This window comes from Gordonia sp. i37, from assembly GCF_002043085.1.
Classification (GTDB): domain Bacteria; phylum Actinomycetota; class Actinomycetes; order Mycobacteriales; family Mycobacteriaceae; genus Gordonia; species Gordonia polyisoprenivorans.
This window is the reverse complement of sequence record NZ_MVPX01000291.1, coordinates 1-19,712: the sequence shown is the minus strand read 5'-3', so window position 1 is coordinate 19,712 and position 19,712 is coordinate 1. Positions and strand designations below refer to the sequence as shown.

Annotated in this window: 20 protein-coding genes and 1 pseudogene; 17 read left to right on the top strand and 4 right to left on the bottom strand. The window is 67.9% G+C overall.

Annotation, left to right across the window (positions count from 1 at the left end):
* From B1964_RS14140 to B1964_RS14125, 4 genes and pseudogenes are all read left to right on the top strand, one after another.
* A pseudogene (locus B1964_RS14140) lies at positions 1-239 on the top strand (heat-inducible transcriptional repressor HrcA); the annotation flags it as partial.
* A gap of 139 nt (positions 240-378) precedes the next feature.
* Complete coding sequence (gene dnaJ, locus B1964_RS14135) at positions 379-1,536, top strand: molecular chaperone DnaJ (RefSeq protein ID WP_079930238.1); 1,158 nt, start codon at positions 379-381, stop codon at positions 1,534-1,536.
* Between the two features lie 9 nt (positions 1,537-1,545).
* Complete coding sequence (locus B1964_RS14130) at positions 1,546-2,295, top strand: 16S rRNA (uracil(1498)-N(3))-methyltransferase (RefSeq protein ID WP_079930237.1); 750 nt, start codon at positions 1,546-1,548, stop codon at positions 2,293-2,295.
* 34 nt (positions 2,296-2,329) lie between these two features.
* Positions 2,330-3,100, top strand: a complete 771-nt coding sequence (locus tag B1964_RS14125) for an alpha/beta hydrolase (RefSeq protein WP_079930236.1) — start codon at positions 2,330-2,332, stop codon at positions 3,098-3,100.
* Positions 3,101-3,156: 56 nt separating this feature from the next.
* On the opposite strand, the gene B1964_RS14120 is transcribed toward B1964_RS14125, so the two are convergent.
* Positions 3,157-3,606 (bottom strand): hypothetical protein, encoded by a 450-nt coding sequence (locus tag B1964_RS14120; protein ID WP_079930235.1) that lies wholly within the window; start codon positions 3,604-3,606, stop codon positions 3,157-3,159.
* A gap of 214 nt (positions 3,607-3,820) precedes the next feature.
* On the opposite strand from B1964_RS14120, the gene B1964_RS14115 reads away from it, so the two are divergent.
* The 9 genes from B1964_RS14115 to B1964_RS14075 are packed head-to-tail and all read left to right on the top strand — an operon-like array spanning position 3,821 to position 12,837.
* Entirely contained in the window at positions 3,821-5,968 is a 2,148-nt protein-coding gene (locus B1964_RS14115) for a PhoH family protein (protein ID WP_043457177.1), read from the top strand.
* The gene (gene ybeY, locus B1964_RS14110) at positions 5,965-6,567 is read left to right on the top strand and encodes an rRNA maturation RNase YbeY (protein WP_079930234.1); all 603 of its coding nucleotides are present in this window, start codon (positions 5,965-5,967) and stop codon (positions 6,565-6,567) included. The genes B1964_RS14115 and ybeY overlap by 4 nt, the downstream gene beginning before the upstream one ends.
* Positions 6,564-7,985 (top strand): hemolysin family protein, encoded by a 1,422-nt coding sequence (locus tag B1964_RS14105; RefSeq protein ID WP_014360467.1) that lies wholly within the window; start codon positions 6,564-6,566, stop codon positions 7,983-7,985. Before ybeY ends, B1964_RS14105 begins: the two co-directional genes overlap by 4 nt.
* Positions 7,982-8,341: a cytidine deaminase gene (locus B1964_RS14100; protein ID WP_006371464.1), complete on the top strand. Its 360-nt coding sequence runs from the start codon at positions 7,982-7,984 to the stop codon at positions 8,339-8,341. The genes B1964_RS14105 and B1964_RS14100 overlap by 4 nt, the downstream gene beginning before the upstream one ends.
* Positions 8,338-9,249, top strand: coding sequence for a GTPase Era (era, locus tag B1964_RS14095; protein ID WP_014360465.1), 912 nt, complete (start codon positions 8,338-8,340; stop codon positions 9,247-9,249). Before B1964_RS14100 ends, era begins: the two co-directional genes overlap by 4 nt.
* A 57-nt stretch (positions 9,250-9,306) precedes the next feature.
* Positions 9,307-10,821 carry a DUF3533 domain-containing protein gene (locus B1964_RS14090; RefSeq protein WP_079930233.1) on the top strand — a complete coding sequence of 505 codons (1,515 nt, stop codon included), beginning with the start codon at positions 9,307-9,309 and terminating at the stop codon, positions 10,819-10,821.
* Between the two features lie 12 nt (positions 10,822-10,833).
* Positions 10,834-11,625, top strand: a complete 792-nt coding sequence (gene recO / locus B1964_RS14085; protein ID WP_006371467.1) for a DNA repair protein RecO — start codon at positions 10,834-10,836, stop codon at positions 11,623-11,625.
* Entirely contained in the window at positions 11,606-12,427 is an 822-nt protein-coding gene (locus B1964_RS14080; RefSeq protein ID WP_020170818.1) for an isoprenyl transferase, read from the top strand. Before recO ends, B1964_RS14080 begins: the two co-directional genes overlap by 20 nt.
* Complete coding sequence (locus B1964_RS14075; protein WP_079930231.1) at positions 12,424-12,837, top strand: hypothetical protein; 414 nt, start codon at positions 12,424-12,426, stop codon at positions 12,835-12,837. Before B1964_RS14080 ends, B1964_RS14075 begins: the two co-directional genes overlap by 4 nt.
* Here the strand turns inward: B1964_RS14075 and B1964_RS14070 are convergent.
* Together B1964_RS14070 and B1964_RS14065 are read right to left on the bottom strand one after the other, a co-directional pair.
* Positions 12,810-13,253, bottom strand: coding sequence for a Fur family transcriptional regulator (locus B1964_RS14070; RefSeq protein WP_006371470.1), 444 nt, complete (start codon positions 13,251-13,253; stop codon positions 12,810-12,812). The genes B1964_RS14075 and B1964_RS14070 overlap by 28 nt on opposite strands.
* Positions 13,250-13,678 (bottom strand): metalloregulator ArsR/SmtB family transcription factor, encoded by a 429-nt coding sequence (locus B1964_RS14065; RefSeq protein ID WP_014360461.1) that lies wholly within the window; start codon positions 13,676-13,678, stop codon positions 13,250-13,252. Before B1964_RS14065 ends, B1964_RS14070 begins: the two co-directional genes overlap by 4 nt.
* 126 nt (positions 13,679-13,804) lie before the next feature.
* Between B1964_RS14065 and B1964_RS14060 the strand changes: the two genes are divergently transcribed.
* The 4 genes from B1964_RS14060 (at position 13,805) to B1964_RS14045 (ending at position 18,149) form a co-directional block, all read left to right on the top strand.
* Positions 13,805-14,671 carry an oxygenase MpaB family protein gene (locus B1964_RS14060; protein WP_079930239.1) on the top strand — a complete coding sequence of 289 codons (867 nt, stop codon included), beginning with the start codon at positions 13,805-13,807 and terminating at the stop codon, positions 14,669-14,671.
* A 142-nt stretch (positions 14,672-14,813) separates the two neighbouring features.
* Positions 14,814-16,214: a glycine--tRNA ligase gene (locus B1964_RS14055; protein ID WP_020170821.1), complete on the top strand. Its 1,401-nt coding sequence runs from the start codon at positions 14,814-14,816 to the stop codon at positions 16,212-16,214.
* A 116-nt stretch (positions 16,215-16,330) separates the two neighbouring features.
* Positions 16,331-16,834: a cold-shock protein gene (locus B1964_RS14050; protein ID WP_079930228.1), complete on the top strand. Its 504-nt coding sequence runs from the start codon at positions 16,331-16,333 to the stop codon at positions 16,832-16,834.
* 40 nt (positions 16,835-16,874) lie between these two features.
* Positions 16,875-18,149, top strand: coding sequence for a deoxyguanosinetriphosphate triphosphohydrolase (locus tag B1964_RS14045; protein WP_139765737.1), 1,275 nt, complete (start codon positions 16,875-16,877; stop codon positions 18,147-18,149).
* A gap of 45 nt (positions 18,150-18,194) precedes the next feature.
* Here B1964_RS14045 and B1964_RS14040 read toward each other — a convergent pair.
* The coding region (locus tag B1964_RS14040; RefSeq protein ID WP_079930224.1) for a glycoside hydrolase family 3 C-terminal domain-containing protein at positions 18,195-19,712 on the bottom strand (1,518 nt) is incomplete at its 5' end.

Genomic DNA, 19,712 nt, shown 5'->3' with positions numbered 1-19,712 from the left:
TCGTCCTCAAGCTGCTGGCGACGAGTCAGCGGATGGGCCGGGTGACGGTGCAGATCGGGGAGGAGACGCAGACCGAGAACCTGCGTGGCACCTCGGTGGTGTCGACGGGGTACGGTGCTTCGGGCACCGTGTTCGGCGGGGTCGGGGTCGTCGGGCCCACCCGCATGGACTACCCGGGAACCATCGCGTCGGTGGCAGCCGTTGCCAAATATGTGGGCGAGGTGCTCGCCGAGCGCTGAACCGGAGGCGGCGAAGAACCGCCTCGAGAGGAAATGCGCGCGGCCGGCGTCGCGTTCGGTGAGGTATCCGATGCACCGGCTCCGTGAGGGTATCCCCGGAGCCATACGTGAGCTGTGAGAACGAAGGACCGAGACAACCGTGGCAACTGACTACTACGGAATCCTGGGCGTCGCCAAGGGCGCGACCGACCAGGAGATCAAGCGGGCCTACCGCCAGATGGCCCGCAAACTGCATCCCGACGTCAACCCGGGAGAAGAGGAGCGCTTCAAGGAGGTCACGACCGCCTACGAGGTGCTCAGCGACCCGGAGAAGCGACGGATCGTCGACGCCGGCGGCGATCCGCTGGCCGGTCCGGGAGCAGGTGGATTCGGCGCAAATTTCGGCGGCGGCGGCCTCGGCGACGTGTTCGAGGCGTTCTTCGGCTCCGGCGGTGGGTTCGGCAGTACTTTCGGTGGTAGCCGCGGGCCGCGCTCGCGCGTGCAGCCCGGTGAGCCCGCGCTTGTCGCCGTCGAGCTCGATCTGGAGGAGTGCGCCTCCGGGGTGAACAAGGAGATCACCGTCGACACCGCGATCCTGTGCGATGTGTGTCACGGGTCGGGTACCAACGGGGATTCGAAGCCGATCAGCTGCGACACCTGTAAGGGTGCCGGCGAGATCCAGGCAGTGCAGCGTTCGCTGCTCGGTCAGGTCATGACGGTGCGCGAATGCCCGACCTGCCACGGCACCGGCGAGATCATCCCCGATCCGTGCCACAAGTGCGGCGGCCAGGGGAGGGTGCGTTCGCGCCGCACGATGACCGTGCGCATCCCGGCAGGAATCGAGAGCGGCATGCGGGTCCGGTTGGCCGGCCAAGGTGAGGTCGGTCCGGGCGGCGGACCGGCCGGGGATCTCTACGTCGAGGTCAGCGAGCGCCCGCACGAGGTGTTCATCCGCGACAAGGACGACCTGCATTGCACGTTGCGGGTGCCGATCGCCGACGCCGCGCTCGGTGGCAGCTTCGAGGTCCCGACGATCCTCGGCGATCTCGCGAGCGTCACCATCGAGCCGGGCACCCAGCCCGGACAGGTCGTCAAACTGCGTGGCCAGGGCATGCCGCATGTGAACACCGGTGCCCGCGGCACCCTCCACGTCCATCTCGACGTCGCGGTACCTGCCAAGCTGACCGCCGCGCAGACCGAGGCACTGAAAGCCTTCCGCGAGGCCTCCGACGATTCCATCGACCTGGTGACGACCTCGGCGGCAGCAGCGCCGGGCGGGTTGTTCTCCCGGCTGCGCAACGCCTTTGCGGGACGCTGATCGGCCGACGTGAGCCCGCCCCTGTTCTGGGTCGACGAGGTCCCGCCGGCCGGCACCACCACCCTGCTCTCCGGGCCGGAGGGTCGCCACGCCGTGACCGTGGCTCGGCTGCGGCCGGGGGAGCCCCTACTGCTCGGTGACGGCGCCGGATCGGTCGCCACCTGCGAGGTGACCGCGGTCGAGGGCAAGGATGCGCTGTCGGCGCTTGCCCACCGGTTCGTGTTCACCGACCGTCCGCGGCCGTCGGTGACCCTGGTGCAGGCGTTGCCGAAATCCGAACGCTCGGAGCTGGCCGTCGACCTCGCCACCGAGGCCGGTGTCGACCGGATCGTGCCGTGGCAGTCGGCACGGTGCGTCGCCCGCTGGGCGGGCAAGGCCGACAAGGGTGTCGCCAAATGGCGGGCCGCGGCCTCCGCGGCCGCCAAACAGAGTCGGCGCCCGTGGATTCCGGAGGTCACCGACCTCGCCTCCACGATCGACGTGCGCGCCCACGCCGCCGAGGTGATCGCCGCCGGTGGTGTGGTCGCGGTACTGCACGAGGCCGCTGCGGTGTCGCTGCGGACCCTACCGTTGGCGCAGGCACGCGAGATCATGCTGGTGGTCGGGCCCGAGGGCGGTCTGGACGACAGCGAGATCGCCGACCTCACTGCGCTCGGCGCGCAGTCGGTGATCCTGGGGCCGGAGGTGTTGCGCACCTCGACGGCCGCGTCGGTCGCCCTCGGCGCGCTCGGCGTCCTCACCGATCGGTGGGCCCGATGAGACCCGATCGGCGGGACCGATGAGACGCTGCGCGGTGCACCGGACGGCGATCGCCTACGGCGAGGCGAACTCGCAGTTCGGGCACATCTATCACGCTGCCGAGGAGGCCGATCTCCCCGCCACGATGCGGCCGATCGTGCTGATCCACGGCGGCTACTGGACCACCGAGTTCTCGCTGACCATCGAGTCGGCGATCGCCCGGCAGTACGGCGAACGTGGCGCGTTGGTCTGGAACATCGAGTATCGGCGCGTGGGGGAGGACGGCGGCGGATGGCCGCACACCGGCCGTGACGTCGTCGCTGCGATAAACGCGCTCGACGGGCCGGTCCGGGAGGCTCTGCCCGCACCCGTCGCCGACCGCGTCGACTGGAATTCGGTTGCGGTCGTGGGACATTCGGCCGGTGGTCAGCTTGCGGTGTGGGCCACCGCGCAGCTGCGGGCACAGACCGCGAACACCCGCATCACCACCGTTGTCGCCCAGTCGGCGGCCCTGGATCTCGTGGCCGCGGGACAGGCCGGCCGGGAGTCGGTGCAGGCGTTGATCGGCCGTCCCTACGCACAGGCGGCCCAGCGCTATCGGGCCGCCTCTCCCATGGAGCAGGATCCATTCGACGCACATGTCGTGGTCGTCCACGGCGACCGCGACACCGCCATTCCGGTGGAGCTCAGCCGCCGCTACGTCAGCACGGTATGCGCGCGCGGTCAGTCCGCCGAACTGATCGTCGTGCCCGAGGAGGGGCACGACGCATTCGTCGATCCGCGCAGCGTGTGCAATCGGCAGACGATCCGGGCGCTGGGATTGTAGGTGGTAGCGGGCTGTGATCGGTGGTGATCAGGGCCGGGCAACCAGGACCCGGGCGCTCAGGGCCGGAACGGCCGGCCGGGTGAGGACACCGACCACACCTCGACGATCCGCCCGTTCTCGGCGCGCAGGATGTCGGTGCCACTGATCCGGCGTTCGGGTTCGGCGTCGGTCGCCGGGATCACGGCGAGGTAGGGCCGACACACGTGTCCCGTCCCGTCCGCGCCCATATCGGTGAGCACCGGGTCGTCCGGTGTGTAGTGGATACCCGCCCGCTGCGCGCGGAACTCACCGATGAAGTCGGTGAATGTGGCCGGATCGTCGATCTCGTTGATCGATTCGGCACCGGCCTGCGCGTAGCGCAGACGGAATCGAGGCGCCATCAGAGCATCGGCGGTGATCAGTCCGTTCCACAGATCCGCCCATCGCGTGTAGAGGTCGATTCCCGGGTCGGCGGTGGGTGCGGCAGCGGGGCCGAGGGTGTGGGTGGTGTCCGGATGCGTGCTCATCTGCGTTCTCCTGTATTGGTGAGGGACGGTGTGGACCGATGCGGCACTGCATCGAGGTGAGGATAGGCGGAGGGTCCGACAACTTCGGCGAACGGAATATTCGATCGCGGATCGCCCGTTGGGCAGGGATAGACTTGACCGCACATCGCCGCACGGCGCCCCCCGAACTCCAGGAGTGATCTGATACGTGAGTGACGACAACCCCGACGGCCGCGTGCCGGCGCGCGGCGCCGCAGGGGCCGGACCTGTGGTCACCTCCACCATCGATGTCCCTCCCGAGGTGGTGTTCGGGCTGCTCGGCACCAGCGATGTCAATCTGCGCACGCTCGAGCAACTCCTCCCGGCCGACATCCACGTCCGCGGCAACCAGATCACGCTGCGTGGCCGTGGCGCCGACGTCGCCGCCGCCGAGCGCGTCATGGGTGAGCTCGTGGACCTCGTCGGTCGCGGCACCCCGCTGACCCCGGACCTCGTCCGCCACAGCGTGTCGATGCTGTCCGAGGGCGCCACCGAATCACCCGCCGACGTCCTGTCCCTCGACATCCTCTCGCGGCGCGGAAAGACCATCCGGCCCAAGACGCTCAACCAGAAGCGCTACGTCGACGCCATCGACGCCAACACCATCGTGTTCGGTCTGGGCCCGGCCGGTACCGGCAAGACCTATCTGGCGATGGCCAAGGCGGTGCAGGCACTGCAATCCAAGAGCGTGAACCGCATCATTCTCACCAGGCCCGCGGTGGAAGCCGGTGAGCGACTGGGCTTTCTGCCCGGCACACTCAGCGAGAAAATCGACCCGTATCTGCGTCCGCTCTACGACGCACTGCACGACATGATGGACCCCGAGTCGATCCCCAAGCTCATGGCCGCCGGGGTGATCGAGGTGGCGCCACTGGCATATATGCGTGGCCGGGCGCAGCCGGTGTCGACCAGGGTCCTCACGCCACAGGGCTTTCGTCCGATCGGTGACATCGAGGTCGGCGACCACGTCATCGGCTCGAACGGCTCGCCGACCGAGGTCCTCGGCGTCTACCCGCAGGGGTTCAAGGACATCGTGCGGGTCACCACTCAGGACGGTGCGTCCACCCTCTGCTCCACCGATCACCTGTGGTCGGTGTACACGCGAGACGACCGTCGTCGCGGCACCGGCCCGCGGGTACTCGAGACGAAGGAGATGATCGGAAATCTCCGGGCGGCGCACTATCACCGGTTCGAGTTGCCGCTCTTGAGTGGCGCTGCCGAGTTTCCTCGCCAACCGGTGCCGCTCGACCCCTATGCGCTCGGTCTGATGCTGGGTGACGGCTGCATGGCGGGGATGGCCACGCCATCGTTCACGACAGCCGACCGAGAGCTGGTCGATGCGTTGGTCATGGCCGTGCCGGGTATTCGCGCACGGCAGCGATCCGACGTCGACTACGTCCTCAACCGGATCACCACTCCCGGTGAGCCGATTACGATCGAGAACCCGGTCACCCACGCCATGCGCGAACTCGGATTGTGGGGCACCAAGTCCCCTACGAAGTTCGTACCGAAGCAGTACCTTCTCAACTCGTCCGACGTCCGATTGGCAGTGCTGCAGGGGCTTCTGGACACCGATGGCGGCCCGGTCACCCAGACCGGCCGGTCCTGCCGTGTGCAGTACGTGACAGTCTCGGACCAGCTGCGCGATGACGTGATGTTCCTGGTGCGATCGCTGGGCGGTGTCGTCTACGGACGAACCCGCGTCGCGCAGGGACGGCCCCCTGGTAAAGCACGGGGTCGAGAGGTGTTGTACCGACACGACGCCCACGTCCTCGACATTCGTCTCCCGGATGGGCTCGCTCCGTTCCGGATGACACGCAAGGCGCAGAAATACGGTGCGACCACGGCCAAGCCGCCCAAGCGCTACATCGAGAGCATCGAATCGGTGGGTACCGATGAAGCCGTCTGCATCCGGGTGGCGGCGGAGGATTCGCTTTATGTCACCGAGGACTTCCTGCTGACCCACAACACGCTCAATGACGCCTTCATCATCCTCGACGAGGCGCAGAACACCACCGGCGAGCAGATGAAGATGTTCCTGACCCGTCTGGGTTTCGGGTCGAAGGTGGTGGTCACCGGCGACACCACGCAGGTCGACCTGCCCGGCGGTGCGCAGAGTGGACTGATGGCCGCCACCCGCATCCTCGACGGCATCGACGACATCCACTTCGCCACCCTGACCAGTCAGGACGTGGTCCGGCACCGGCTCGTCGCCGACATCGTCGACGCCTACGGGCGGGCCGAGGAGGCGGCGCGGGACAACCCGCGACTGCGTGACTCGGATCGCATCGGTGGCCCCAATCGCGCCGCGCGGCGCTCGGCAAGTCAGGGACGACGCTCATGAGCATCGAATTCGCCAACGAGTCCGGCGTCGACGTCCCCGCCGAATTGGTGCTCGCCGCAGCACGATTCGCGACCGAGGCGATGGACGTCCATCCCGGGGCCGAACTCTCGGTGCTCTGTGTCGACGAGCCGACGATGGCCGACATGCACGTGCAATGGATGGATCTGCCCGGTCCCACCGACGTGATGAGCTTCCCGATGGACGAGTTGGTGCCCGGCGGGCGGCCCGACGCCGCCGAGCCGGGCCCCGCCATCCTCGGCGACATCGTGCTCTGCCCCGAATTCGCCGCCAAACAGGCCCGCCAGGCCCGGCGCTCACTCGAGCACGAACTGGCGATGCTCACCATCCACGGCGTCCTGCATCTGCTCGGCTACGACCACGCCGAACCCGACGAGGAGAAGGAGATGTTCGGCCTGCAGAACCGTCTGCTCGAAGAGTTCTACGCACAGCGGCACCGCGAGGCCCAGCAGCAACGCCAGACCGATCGGGACACCCGTCTGCTGACCAACATCGGGTTCACCGACTCCCCGTTCCCCGAATTCCCGGGAGGTGACGAGGGCTCCGCGCAGCAGCGGCCCGCGGGCTCGACGGAGCAGTGACCGGGGCCGCCTATCTGTGGTTCGCGCTATCCGCCGTCGTCCTCGTCGTCCTCAGCGGAGTGTTCGCCGCGGTGGACACCGCGGTGTCGACCGTGTCGATCGCCCGTGTCGAGGACATGGTCAAGGAACGGCGCGCGGGTGCGGTGCGGCTCATGCGGGTGCTCGCCGCCCGCGCGACCTATGTCGGTCTCGCGGTGTTGCTGCGGGTGGTGTGTGAAACGGCTGCCGTCGCGTTGGTCGCGGTGATCGCCGTGTCCGAACTGGGCATCGGGTGGGGACTGACCGTCGCCATCGCCGGGATGGCGGTGGTGTCATATGTGGCGGCCGGGGTCGGCCCGCGCACGCTCGGTCGTCAACACGCCTACACCATCGCGCTGGCCTCGGCCGCGGCGCTGCAGATCCTGGGCGTGATCCTCACCCCGCTGACCCGGTTGCTCATCCTCATCGGAAACGCGGTGACGCCGGGTAAGGGATACCGCAACGGGCCGTTCGCCACCGAGGTCGAGTTGCGTGAGGTCGTCGACCTCGCCGAGGCGAGCGGGGTGGTGGCCGCCGACGAACGCCGCATGATCCAGTCGGTCTTCGAACTCGGCGACACCAACGCCCGCGAGGTGATGGTGCCGCGACCGGAGATGATCTGGATCGAGAGTGACAAGAGCGCCGCGCAGGCAACGAGTCTGGCTGTGCGCAGCGGGCATTCGCGTATCCCGGTGATCGGAGAGAACCCCGACGACATCCTCGGGGTGGTGTATCTGAAGGATCTCGTGGAGCGCTCGATGCGCGGCGAGGACGCCCGCTCGGTGAGCGTTTCGGCGGTGATGCGCCCGGCGGAGTTCATCCCCGACTCCAAACCGCTGGACCGGGTTCTGGAGGACATGCGGCGCACCCACAACCACATGGCGTTGCTCGTCGACGAATACGGCGGCATCGCCGGGCTGGTCACCATCGAGGACGTCCTCGAGGAGATCGTCGGGGAGATCACCGACGAGTACGACACCGGTGAGGTCGCCCCCGTGGAAGACCTCGGCGACGGTCGGTACCGGGTCTCGGCGCGACTGCCGGTGGAGGATCTCGGCGAACTGTTCGACATCGACATCGACGACGACGAGGTCGAAACCGTCGGAGGGCTCGTCGGCCTCGAACTCGGCCGGGTGCCGCTGCCGGGGGCTCGTGTCGCCAGCCACGGCCTGCAACTGGTGGCCGAGGGCGGACCGAATCGGCAAGGCCGCCAGCGCATCACGACCGTGCTCGTCGAGCAGATCGAGGAGCCCGAGACCGAGCGGGATCCGCTCGATGCCCGAGAGGACGAGCGCAACGACACGCCGGGCAGGCGTGGCGGCTCGCGGGGCGGCGAACGCTCCCGACGCAACGGCGAATACGCTGAGCGCCGGGACGCCCAGCAGAAGGAGGCCATGTGAGCGAGCCATTGGGTGACGAAGACGCCAAGTTGGTGACTCTCGCCCGCGGCGCGCGTGGCCGGGCGCAGTCGCCGTCGGGCGCGGCGGTCCGCGAGGGAGACGGCCGAACCTATGCCGGTGCCGACGTGCGTACCGCCTCGTTGGAACTGTCGGCACTACAGGTCGCGGTGGTCACCGCACTGTCGAGCGGCGCCGAGTCCTTCGAGGCAGCGGTGATCGTCGGCGGTGGCGCCGACGACCCGGGCCGCGCGACGCTCGCCGAGATCAGCCCGGACGCACTGCTGGTGGTCACCGACGCCGCGGGCACCGTGCTCGACCGGGTCCGCGCCGGTGCCGGGGCGGACACGGCTTCATGACCGAATTCCGTTCGGGTTTCGTGTGTTTCGTCGGCCGGCCGAACACCGGCAAGTCGACTTTGACCAATGCGCTGGTGGGCGAGAAGATCGCGATCACCTCGAATCGGCCGCAGACCACCCGCCACACCATCCGCGGAATCGTGAATCGGCCCGACGCGCAGCTGATCCTCGTCGACACCCCGGGGCTGCACCGGCCGCGCACGCTGCTCGGTCAGCGGCTCAACGATCTGGTCCGCGACACCTACTCCGAGGTCGACGTGATCGGTGTCTGCATCCCGGCCGACGAGCGGATCGGTCCGGGGGACCGGTGGATCGTCTCGCAGGTCCGGCAGATGGCGCCGGGGACCACGGTGCTCGGCATCGTGACCAAGATCGATCGCGTCGGGCCCGAGCAGGTCGCCGCCCAGCTGCTCGCCCTCTCCGAATTGCTCGGACCCACATCGGAAGTGGTACCCGTCTCGGCGACCTCGGGTGAGCAGATCGACGTGTTGACCGACGTGCTGGTGTCGCTGATGGAGCCCGGCCCGGCGTTCTATCCCGACGGAGAACTCACCGACGAGCCCGAACAGGTCCTGATGGCCGAGTTCATCCGCGAGGCCGCACTCGAGGGAGTTCACGACGAGTTGCCGCACTCGCTGGCGGTGGTCATCGAGGAGATCATCCCGCGCGAGGATCGGGCACCGGAGCAGGCGCCGATGGTCGATGTCCACGCAATCCTCTACGTCGAGCGTGACAGCCAGAAGGGCATCATCATCGGCCACAAGGGTGCCCGTCTGAAGGCGGTGGGCACCACGGCGCGCCGCCAGATCGAGGCGCTGCTGGGTGTGAAGGTGTACCTTGACCTGCACGTGAAGGTGGCCAAGGACTGGCAGCGCGACCCAAAGCAGTTGCGCCGCATGGGCTTCTAGGACACCGCAGGCTGGTGCGGGCGAGGTGGGCCCGCATCGCGGACCGGAGGGGTAGCGATGGGCAGGCACGAGGAGACCGGGCACGTCCCCGAGGGTGAGGAACTGGCTCGGCCGGGCGAACACGAACGTCCACAGCGGGACGTCCGGGTCACCACCACGATCTCCGGGGTCTTGGGCTCGCCCCGGTTCTGGCTGCTCCCGCTGCTGTTGGTGGTGGTCGTGATGTCGTTCATGGCCGCCCTCTACATGGGCGCCATCGCCGATCCGGAGAAGAACCTGCACAACTTCCCGGTCGCGATCGTCGACGAGGACAGCGGCGGCAGTCTCGACAACGGCAATGGTACCTCCACTCAGGTCGATTACGGCAAGCAGGTCGCCGACGGCATCATCACCAACGCCGCCAAGAGCGGTATCGCCGTGCACCGCACCGACCGGGTCACCGCACTCAACGAGCTCAACGGCGGCAAGGTCTACGGCGTGGTGGCACTCGGCGCCAACTTCTCCGATTCCGTTCTCGCACTGGGCAAGGCCACCGTGCTGCAGGCGCGGCCGGAGCCGGTCACCATCGACGTCTACATCAACCGCGGGTCGGGGACCTTCGCCTCGGCGGTTACCACGACCTTCGCCGACCGGATCTCCGAGCAGGTCAACGCGCAGATGGGTCAACAACTCACCGACACCGTGCGCGCCCAGCTGGCCAAGGCGGACGTCGCCTTCTCCGGGGCGGCGCAATTGGCCCTGTGGCAGCCGGTCAAGGTCGACGTCATCGAGGCGACACCGCTGCCCGACGGCTCCGGAAATGGTTTGTCCGCCTTCTATTTCACGCTGTTGCTGATCCTGGCCGGGTTCACCGGCGCGATGATGGTGAGCATCGTGGTCGACGGCATGCTCGGCCAGACCCCGATCGAGTACGGCCCGTTCTACCAATTGCGGGTCCGGCTGGCGATCTCGCGGTGGGGCACCCTGGCCGCCAAATGGACGATCATGGCGCTGGTGGCCGTGATCCAGTCGGCCATGTACATCGGCGTGTGCACCGCGGTCGGGACCTCCCTGCCCAACGCGTTCACCCTGTGGATGGTCTCGGTGCTCGCGATCTTCGCGGTCGGGGTGTCGGCGAGTTCGATGATGGCGGTCTTCGGCAACGCCGGGCTCATCCTCAATCTGGTCTTCTTCGTCATCCTGGGACTGCCGTCCTCCGGTGGGACGGTGCCGCTGGAGGCGAGTCCGCGGCTGTTCTCCTGGATCGCCGCGGTGGAACCGATGCACCTGGTGTACCTGGGCGTGCGGGCGGTCCTGTACTTCGACGCCGACTGGGACGCCGGGCTGGGACGGTCGGTGATCCAGATGGTGATCGGGCTCGTCGTCGGTGTGCTGCTCGGCTGGCTGGGCACAACCTTCTACGACCGCAAGGGCTGGCATCGCTATCCCGGTGGGATGCGTCTGCCCGAGCGGCTGGCGAAGGCCATGGACAAGACCGGCACGCCCACCATCACCACACCGTCGCCGCACCACTCGCCGGTGGGAGTTGCCGATGACGGGGTGTCACCGCCGGGCTCTGTCGTTGATCGGTGACAGAATGACCCGGTGAGGTTCTACCGTGATGAGGCTGTCGTGCTGCGCCAGCACAAGCTCGGCGAGGCCGATCGGATCATCACGTTGCTGACCGCCGACCACGGGCTCGTGCGCGCGGTGGCCAAGGGGGTGCGCCGCACCCGGTCCAAGTTCGGTGGACGCCTCGAACCGTTCGCCCACGTCGACATCCATCTCTATCCGGGCCGCAACCTCGATGTCGTCACGCAGGTGCACAGTCTGCACGCCTTCTCCGACGCCATCGTCGCCGACTACGGGCGCTACACCACCGCGTGCGCGGTGCTCGAGACCGCCGAACGACTCGCCGGCGAGGAGCGTGCACCGGCCACCCAGTTGCAGCGACTGACCGTCGGGGCGCTCGAGGCGCTCGCCGAGGATCGTCGCCCACGTCAGCTCATCCTCGATGCATTCCTGTTGCGGGCCATGCATTGTGCGGGCTGGATGCCTGCGCTGGAGTTGTGCGCACGATGCGCCACCCCCGGCCCGCACCGTGCGTTTCACGTCGCCGCCGGGGGAGCGGTGTGTCTGCACTGCCGGCCGCCGGGCGCGGCGACCCCCTCCCCGGGAGTGCTCGACCTGATGGATGCGCTGTTCCGCGGCCAGTGGGAGCACACCACCGACGCCTCCGATTCGCTGCGTCGCCAGGCCAGCGGACTGACCGCCGCGCACCTGCAATGGCACCTGGAACGGCAGCTGCGCACCCTGCCGCTGATCGAGCGTGCCGCTCCTCATAGGGTGATCGAGTCAGGCGTGAGAGGAGTCGAAGATGGCGTTGCGGCCGGGTAGCTCCGCCAAGAAGCAGACCGCGCACCGGGCACGTACGCTCATCCGCCCGCCCGATCCCCATCCCAGCGGTGCCACCCCACCGAATCTGCCTCCGGAGTTCGTCCCCAATCACGTCGCCCTGGTGATGGACGGCAACGGACGGTGGGCCACCGACCGCGGCCTACCCCGCACGGAGGGGCACAAGCGCGGCGAGGCCGTGCTGATGGACACCGTGTGCGGATGTATCGAGATCGGCGTGAAGTGGTTGTCGGCGTACGCGTTCTCGACCGAGAACTGGTCGCGTAGTCCCGACGAGGTCCGGTTCCTGATGGGGTTCAACCGTGACGTGATCCGACGTCGGCGTGACGAGATGCACGAGATGGGGGTGCGCGTGCGCTGGGCGGGACGGCGGCCGCGGTTGTGGCGCAGCGTCATCAAGGAACTCGAGGTCGCCGAGGAACTGACCAAGGACAACGACGTGATGACGCTGACCATGTGCGTCAACTACGGTGGACGTGCCGAGATCGCGGATGCCGCAAGGGAAATCGCGCGGCGAGCGGCGGCCGGCGAGATCGACCCGGAACGGATCACCGAGTCGTCCTTCGCGCGATACCTCGATGAGCCGGACATGCCCGACGTCGACCTGTTCTTGCGTCCCTCCGGCGAGCAGCGCATCTCCAACTTCTTGCTCTGGCAGTCGGCCTACGCCGAAATGGTGTACCAGGAGAAGCTCTTTCCCGATTTCGATCGCCGCGACCTGTGGGCGGCGTGTCTCGAATACGCCTCACGCGACCGGCGCTTCGGCGGGGTCAGACCCACATGACCGACGACGACGCGACATCGGTTGCGCGCGTGCGCGAGTTACTCACCGAGGTCGGTGACGTGGTGGGCGGTGACGCCGACTCGGTGGTCGTCCGGGTGGGACGCACCCGCGCCTCGATCCGCGTGGTCGACATCGCCGAGAACCTCGAGGTCCTCAGTGTCACGCAACTGATCGCGGTGAATCTGCCCAACACCCCGGAACTACGCGACGACGTCGAAACCCACGACGCGAAGCTCAGTTTCGGCAGTCTACGACGCAGCGACCCGGAGGGCGTGACCACCGACGTGTTGCTCTACTACACGTTTCCGATCGGTGGCCTCGCTGACATGGCGCTGCTGACCATGCTGCATCTGGTGCTGGTGACCGGCGCCGACGTCGCCGGTCATCTGGTCGGCGGCGCCATTTCCTGACGACGGGCCTGGCACTGCGCGCACCGCCCGAAGACCTCGACGGTGTGGTGGATGTCGGTGAATCCGTGTTCCTCGGCGACCGTCGCGGCCCAGCGTTCGACGGGGTCGGCCTGGACCTCCACGGTGGTGCCGCACTCCCGGCAGACCAGATGGTGGTGGTGACCGGACGAGCAGTTGCGATAGCGGGTCTCACCCGTCCCGTCCCACAGCGCGTCGATCTGTCCGGACTGCGACAAGGCCTGCAGGTTGCGGTAGACCGTGGTCAGTCCGATCGACTCGCCACGGGCCTTGAGTTGTTCGTGGAGTTCCTGCGCGGACCGGAAGTCCTCGCTGTCGGCCAGGGCGTCGGCGATGGCCGCACGCTGCCGGGTGGAGCGGATGCCGGTGACGGGTCCCGCGGCCGATCGGCTGCTCACGAGGCGGCTCCGGTTCGGTCCTGCGCCACCGGATCAGCCGGGTCGCCGGTGGCGCCAACCGATTCGGGGTCGCCGGCCGACTCGGTCTCGACCGACGATTCGGTGGCGTGGACCAGGGCGTCGGTCACGATGTGCGCGAGGTGATCGTCGATGAGTTCATACATGATCTCGCGCCCGTTGCGGTGCCCGCGCACCACGCCGGCGTCCTTGAGCACCCGGAGGTGCTGACTGACGAGAGGTTGGCTCAGCCCGAGTCCGCCGACGAGCTCGTGGACGCATTTGGCGCTCTCCTGCAGGGACAACACGATGGCGATCCGGGTCGGCGCGGCCAGCGCACGGAGGAGGTCACTGGCGGCCTCACGGGCCTGCGCGTCGGTGCGCTCGGTGAGGGCGTCGCAGGGTCGGTGGGTGTCCATGTCGACCATCTTATGGGAAGTCGTTGTCATTTGGGATGAGCGTTGCCGACGACCACCACATACCGAGAGGCATACCCGCTAGTCTGGAAACGTATGTTGCCAGAATGTGGCGGTTCAGAGTGGGAGGGCTTCGAGATGACCGATGAGGATGAGCCGCATCGTACGAGGGTGTCCCGTGCGCAACTCGACGCACTCGACGCGAGTTTGTTCGCCCGCTCGTTGATGGCGATGGGCAACACCATGAGCACTGCGAACGTGATCATGCAGCTCGCCGATCCCGCGGTCGGTTACGGCGTCGCGCACAGCACCGTCGACAATGGGCGGCTCGATCGGCATCCGGTCAAGCGGGCGCGCACGACCGCGTCATATCTGGCCGTCGCCATCCTCGGCGACGCTGACGACCGGCGCCGATTTCGGCGTGCGGTCAATGGCCAGCACGCGCAGGTCCGGTCCGCGCCGGACAGTCCGGTCGAGTACGACGCCATGAATCGGCACCTGCAGCTCTGGGTGGCGGCGTGTCTCTACGTCGGTCTCGAGGACATCTACGAGCGGGTGTACGGGCCGCTGTCCGGTGACCTCCGCGACGAGTTCTACCGCCAGGGAATGGTGTGCGGCACCACCTTGCAGATGCCTGCCGAGAGCTGGCCCGCCGACCGCGACGCCTTCGACGAGTACTGGGATCGGCGGGTGGCCGAGATCTCGATCAGCGACGAGGTGCGCGAGTTCCTCCTGTCGATCGCCCGCTTCGGGTACGCACCGCAGTGGGTGCAACGCCGGTACGGCCCGGTCAAATACCGGCGCACGATCGGCTATCTGCCGCCGGCGTTCCGGACCGCGCTGCGCGTGGAATGGACCGCCGACGACCAGCGCTGGTTCGACGACTACATCGCGCGCTGCGTCGCCGCGGAACGTCGACGGCCCCGCTGGCGCTCCCAGTTGGGATTTCGGCTCTTGCTCTGGGACACGCGGATACGGCATCGACTGGGTCGGCCGCTGGTGTGAGCCGGCGCGCGGCGGCGTGGTCCTCGGGTCGGGACCGCCGGGCGGATCCGCGATTGTTCTCCGCTTGTGATCGGCGGCTACCCTGTAGGGGTTGCCGTCATCGAAGGTGCCGGTGGCGTGACCCTGTCCCAACGTCTGTGGAGTGCGATTCATCGTGGCCGCCGCCCCGTCCAAAGTCGAAGCCGTCGTCAACCTCGCCAAGCGGCGCGGTCTGGTCTACCCGAGTGGTGAGATCTACGGTGGAACGCGCTCGGCGTGGGACTACGGGCCGCTCGGTGTGGAGCTCAAGGAGAACATCAAGCGGCAGTGGTGGCGCACCATGGTCACCTCCCGAGACGACGTGGTGGGCCTCGACTCGTCGGTGATCCTGCCGCGGCAGGTGTGGGAGGCCTCCGGTCACGTCGAGGTGTTCACCGACCCACTGGTCGAGTCGCTCTACACCCACAAGCGGTATCGGGCCGATCACCTCATCGAGGCCTACGAGATCAAACACGGCCACCCGCCGGAGAACGGCCTCGCCGACATCAACGACCCCGAGACCGGCCAGCCCGGAAAGTGGACCGAGCCCAAGGCATTCAGCGGTCTGATGAAGACCTACCTCGGCCCGGTCGACGACGAGGAGGGGCTGCACTATCTGCGGCCGGAGACCGCGCAGGGCATCTTCGTCAACTTCAAGAACGTCATGACGACGTCGCGGAAGAAGCCGCCGTTCGGCATCGCCCAGATCGGCAAGAGCTTCCGCAATGAGATCACCCCCGGCAACTTCATCTTCCGCACCCGTGAGTTCGAGCAGATGGAGATGGAGTTCTTCGTCAAGCCCGGCGAGGACGAGCAGTGGCATCAGTACTGGATCGATCAGCGATTCAACTGGTACGTCGACCTCGGGATCGACCCGGAGAACCTGCGGCTCTATGAGCACGCGCAGGAGAAGCTCTCGCACTACTCCAAGCGCACCGTCGACGTCGAGTACAAGTTCGGTTTCTCCGGTAACCCGTGGGGTGAACTCGAAGGCGTCGCCAACCGCACCGACTTCGACCTCTCCACGCATTCGAAGGCCTCCGGTGAGGACCTGTCGTTCTTCGACCAGGCCTCCGGCGAGCGCTACACGCCCTACGTCATCGAGCCGGCAGCCGGACTGACCCGGTCGGTGATGGCGTTTCTGTGCGACGCCCTCACCGAGGAGGAGGTGCCGAATGCCAAGGGCGGCACCGACACCCGCACGGTGCTGCGTCTCGACCGCCGTTTGGCCCCGGTCAAGGTGGCCGTGCTGCCGCTGTCGCGCAACGAGAAACTCTCGCCGAAGGCCAAGGATCTCGCCACCGAGCTGCGCAAGAACTGGAACGTCGAATTCGACGATGCGCAGGGCATCGGCAAGCGTTACCGGCGCCAGGACGAGATCGGCACGCCGTTCTGTGTGACCGTGGACTTCGACACCCTCGACGATCACGCGGTCACCATCCGCGAGCGCGACACCATGAGCCAGGAGCGGGTCGCCCTGGACAAGGTGGCCGAGTATCTGGGTGGCAAACTCCTCGGCTCCTGATCGGCGAACCGCTTTCGATTGGGCCTGACCTGCGGCTGTCTGTCACAATTGGGGACGGAGTCGCGAGGTTCGGGCATGGGGTCCGCCGCAGCGATCAGTAGAGAGTGAGTGCAATCGTGGCAGTCAGTGGCAAGGTCGTCCATTACGACACCAACCGTGGATTCGGGTTCTTGGCCCCGGAATCCGGTGGGGCAGATGTGTTCTTGCACATCAATGACATCGACATCGACGAGAACGACCTGAAGCCGGGCGCCAAGGTCTCCTTCGATGTCGAAGAGACCGACCGTGGTTCCAAGGCGATCAACGTCGCGGTCACCGAGGCCGCTCCGGCCGAGGAGTCCGGCGGTGGACGGCCGCCGCGCCGTGACGATCACCGACGCGATGATCACCGACGTGACGACCATCGCCGCGACGACCATGGCCGTTCGCATGGTGGCGATCGGGATCGTCCGCGCCGTCCGCGCGCCGGCGGTGGCGGATCGTTGGATGCGGCCGCGTTCACCGAAGAGGTGACCGAACTGCTGCTCGATTCCTCCGACGACCTCACGGCCGCGCAGATCGTCGCGATCCGCAGCCGGATCACCGACTTCGCCGTCGCCCGGGGTTGGGTGCTTGACTGACCGCCCTCCGACGGGACGGTCCGGGGGGTCCCAATCCGGGATTCCCCCGACGGCGTTCTACGGCGACGAGGCCACCGAGCGGATGGTGCCCGAGGGCGCCAAGGTCGCGAGCCTGCCCGGAACCCGGACCGACCACCGCAGTGAGTACGCGCGCGACCGTGCGCGCGTACTGCATTCGGCTGCCTTGCGTCGCCTCGCCGACAAGACCCAGGTCGTCGGCCCGCGCGAGGGCGACACGCCGCGTACCCGTCTGACCCATTCGCTCGAGGTCGGGCAGATCGGCCGCGGGATCGCGATCGGCCTCGGCTGCGAACCGGACCTGGTGGAATTGGCCGGCCTCGCCCACGACATCGGCCATCCCCCCTACGGGCACAACGGTGAGCGTGCACTCAACGAATTCGCTTCCGACATCGGCGGATTCGAGGGCAACGCGCAGAATCTGCGAATCCTCACCCGGCTCGAACCGAAGTTGCTCGACGACCAGGGCCGCAGTGCCGGGCTCAACCTGACCCGCGCCTCTCTCGATGCGACCCTGAAGTATCCGTGGACCCGCCGGCCGCCGAATGTGAAGTTCGGCGCCTACGCCGACGACGCCGCGGCTCTGGATTGGGTCCGACGCGAGGCGCCGGGCGATCGGCAGTGCATCGAGGCGCAGGTGATGGACTGGTCCGACGACGTCGCCTACTCGGTCCACGACCTCGAGGACGGTGTCATCGCCAACCGCATCGATCTGCGCACGCTCGCCGATCCCGACGACCAGCGCACGCTCGCCGACATCGGGATCAAGGAGTTCCCGGGTCTCGAGCCCGAACCGTTGATCGATGCCGCACAACGACTCTCGCGCATGGATATCGTGCGTGCGGTCGGGGTGTTCGACGGCAGTCTGGACGCGTCGGTCCGGCTCAAGCGGCTCACCAGCGAACTCATCGGCCGGTTCGCCTCGGCCGCGATCACCGGCACCCGCGAAGTGGTGGGCGGGCGGTCGCTGTCCCGGTACGACGCCGACCTGTCCGTGCCGCCGCTCATCGCCGCCGAGGTGGCGATCCTGAAAACCCTTGCGCTGCGGTTCATCTTCTCCAACGTGCGGCACAAGACCCATCAGGCCCGGCAGCGCGAACGCATCCACCGCGTCGGCGAGTGGCTCAGCGCCGCGGCGCCCGGAGGTCTCGACCCGGTGTTCGTCCCCAGCTGGGAACACGCCGCCGACGACACTGCCCGCAAACGGGTCATCGTCGACCAGATCGCGTCGATGACCGAGGGCAGGCTCGAACGGATGGACAAGCAGAACTCGGGCGCGCAGGCACATCTGGGCTGAGTGGTCGGGCGCGGCGCCGCAGATCACTCGGGCCGGGCGCCGGGTTCATCGCGCGGCGTTGGCCCGATCCAGGATGTCCTGCAGCACCTCTCGGGGTAGCGCCCCGGCGGAGAAGTCGACGATCCGGCCCACCGGGACCGAGCCCATGATGGTCGCCAGGTCCATGCCCTCGCCGGTGTCGGCGCCATCGGTCAGGGCGTCGGTGATCTTCGTCATCGCCTCGGCCGCAACCGGATCGGCCAACACCTCGGCGATGCTCGATTCCAACGTGAGGTCACCGGTGGTGTCGTCACCGACGACGTCGACCTCGGCGGTCAGCCGGATGTCGCGGCTGGAGGCCCCCACCGACACCGCGTACCGCCCGGACCGGACCACGAACAAGTGTGTCCGGAGATCCCATCGGGACAGGTCGTCGGCCGTCACCGTCATCTCGACCCGCGCGCTGCAGCCCGGATCGAGGTCGATGTCGGTGAACGCCTTGAGTTCACGCGGCGCGGTCACCGGGGTCGGCATGGTGACGGGGGTCGGCCCGGTCGCCGGCGCGGAGGTGGCAGCGCCGAGGTAGACCTGTACCACCTCACGTCCGGTCCGTGCGCCGGCGTTGGTGATCGTCGCCGCCACCCGCAGGCCGCCGTCGTCGGTGGTGTGCACCTCGAGGTCCCGGTACTCGAAGGTGGTGTAGGACAAGCCGTGTCCGAAGGGAAACGTCACCGGCAACTCACGTGCGTCGTACCAGCGGTAGCCGATGAACACGCCCTCGCCGTAGATCACGTGCCCGAATTCGCCGGGAAACGACAGATGATCAGGGGTATCGGACAGACGCTCGGGAACCGTCTCGGCCAGTCGGCCCGAGGGATTGACGTCACCGAACAGCACGTCGGCGATCGCGGCGCCCCCCGCCTGGCCCAGTAGTGCACCGTCGAGGAGCGCCGGAGCCGTCAACGGCGACAGCCGCAGCACCCCGCCGTGCGCCAGGACGATCACGGTGCGCCGATTGGCGGCGACGATCGTCTCGGCCAGGGCGAGTTGGGCAGGCGGTAACTCGATGTCGGCCCGATCGAACCCCTCGGATTCCTGCTCGTCGGCGAGTCCGAGAAACAGCACCACCGCCGACGCGGCTCGAACCACCGAGACCGCCTCCTCGAGCAATGTGGCGTCGGTGTCGGTTTCGGCACCGATGCGGTATCCGGCAGCGAATCCGACGCCGGCCCCGGCGCGGGCGCGGATCTCCTCGAGAGGGACGTCGACGCGGGTGGCGTGCACATGCGATGATCCGCCACCCTGATATCGCGGGTGCGCTGCGAGTTCGCCGATGACGGCCAGATCCGCGGTCGGGGTGAGGGGCAAGAGGTCGTCGTCGTTGCGTAACAACACGATTGCGCGACCGGCGACCTCACGTGCCAAAGCGTGATGCGCGTCGAGATCGGGGGTTTCGGGCGCTCTCGGGGCGCGCGCGGCAGCGGTGCGCGCAAGCGCGGCGACACGGACGGCCGCCGACCTCAACGCCTCGGGAGCGAGGCGGCCGTTCGCGACGGCCTCGGCCACCGCCGCATCGGCTGCGGG

What these genes read in the sequence shown, in the direction of transcription:
- B1964_RS14120 (WP_079930235.1), bottom strand. Translation starts at nt 3,606, where the DNA reads ATGAGCACGCATCCGGACACCACCCACACCCTCGGCCCCGCTGCCGCA.
- ybeY (WP_079930234.1), top strand. Translation starts at nt 5,965, where the DNA reads ATGAGCATCGAATTCGCCAACGAGTCCGGCGTCGACGTCCCCGCCGAA.
- era (WP_014360465.1), top strand. Translation starts at nt 8,338, where the DNA reads ATGACCGAATTCCGTTCGGGTTTCGTGTGTTTCGTCGGCCGGCCGAAC.
- B1964_RS14090 (WP_079930233.1), top strand. Translation starts at nt 9,307, where the DNA reads ATGGGCAGGCACGAGGAGACCGGGCACGTCCCCGAGGGTGAGGAACTG.
- B1964_RS14080 (WP_020170818.1), top strand. Translation starts at nt 11,606, where the DNA reads ATGGCGTTGCGGCCGGGTAGCTCCGCCAAGAAGCAGACCGCGCACCGG.
- B1964_RS14075 (WP_079930231.1), top strand. Translation starts at nt 12,424, where the DNA reads ATGACCGACGACGACGCGACATCGGTTGCGCGCGTGCGCGAGTTACTC.
- B1964_RS14065 (WP_014360461.1), bottom strand. Translation starts at nt 13,678, where the DNA reads ATGGTCGACATGGACACCCACCGACCCTGCGACGCCCTCACCGAGCGC.
- B1964_RS14060 (WP_079930239.1), top strand. Translation starts at nt 13,805, where the DNA reads ATGACCGATGAGGATGAGCCGCATCGTACGAGGGTGTCCCGTGCGCAA.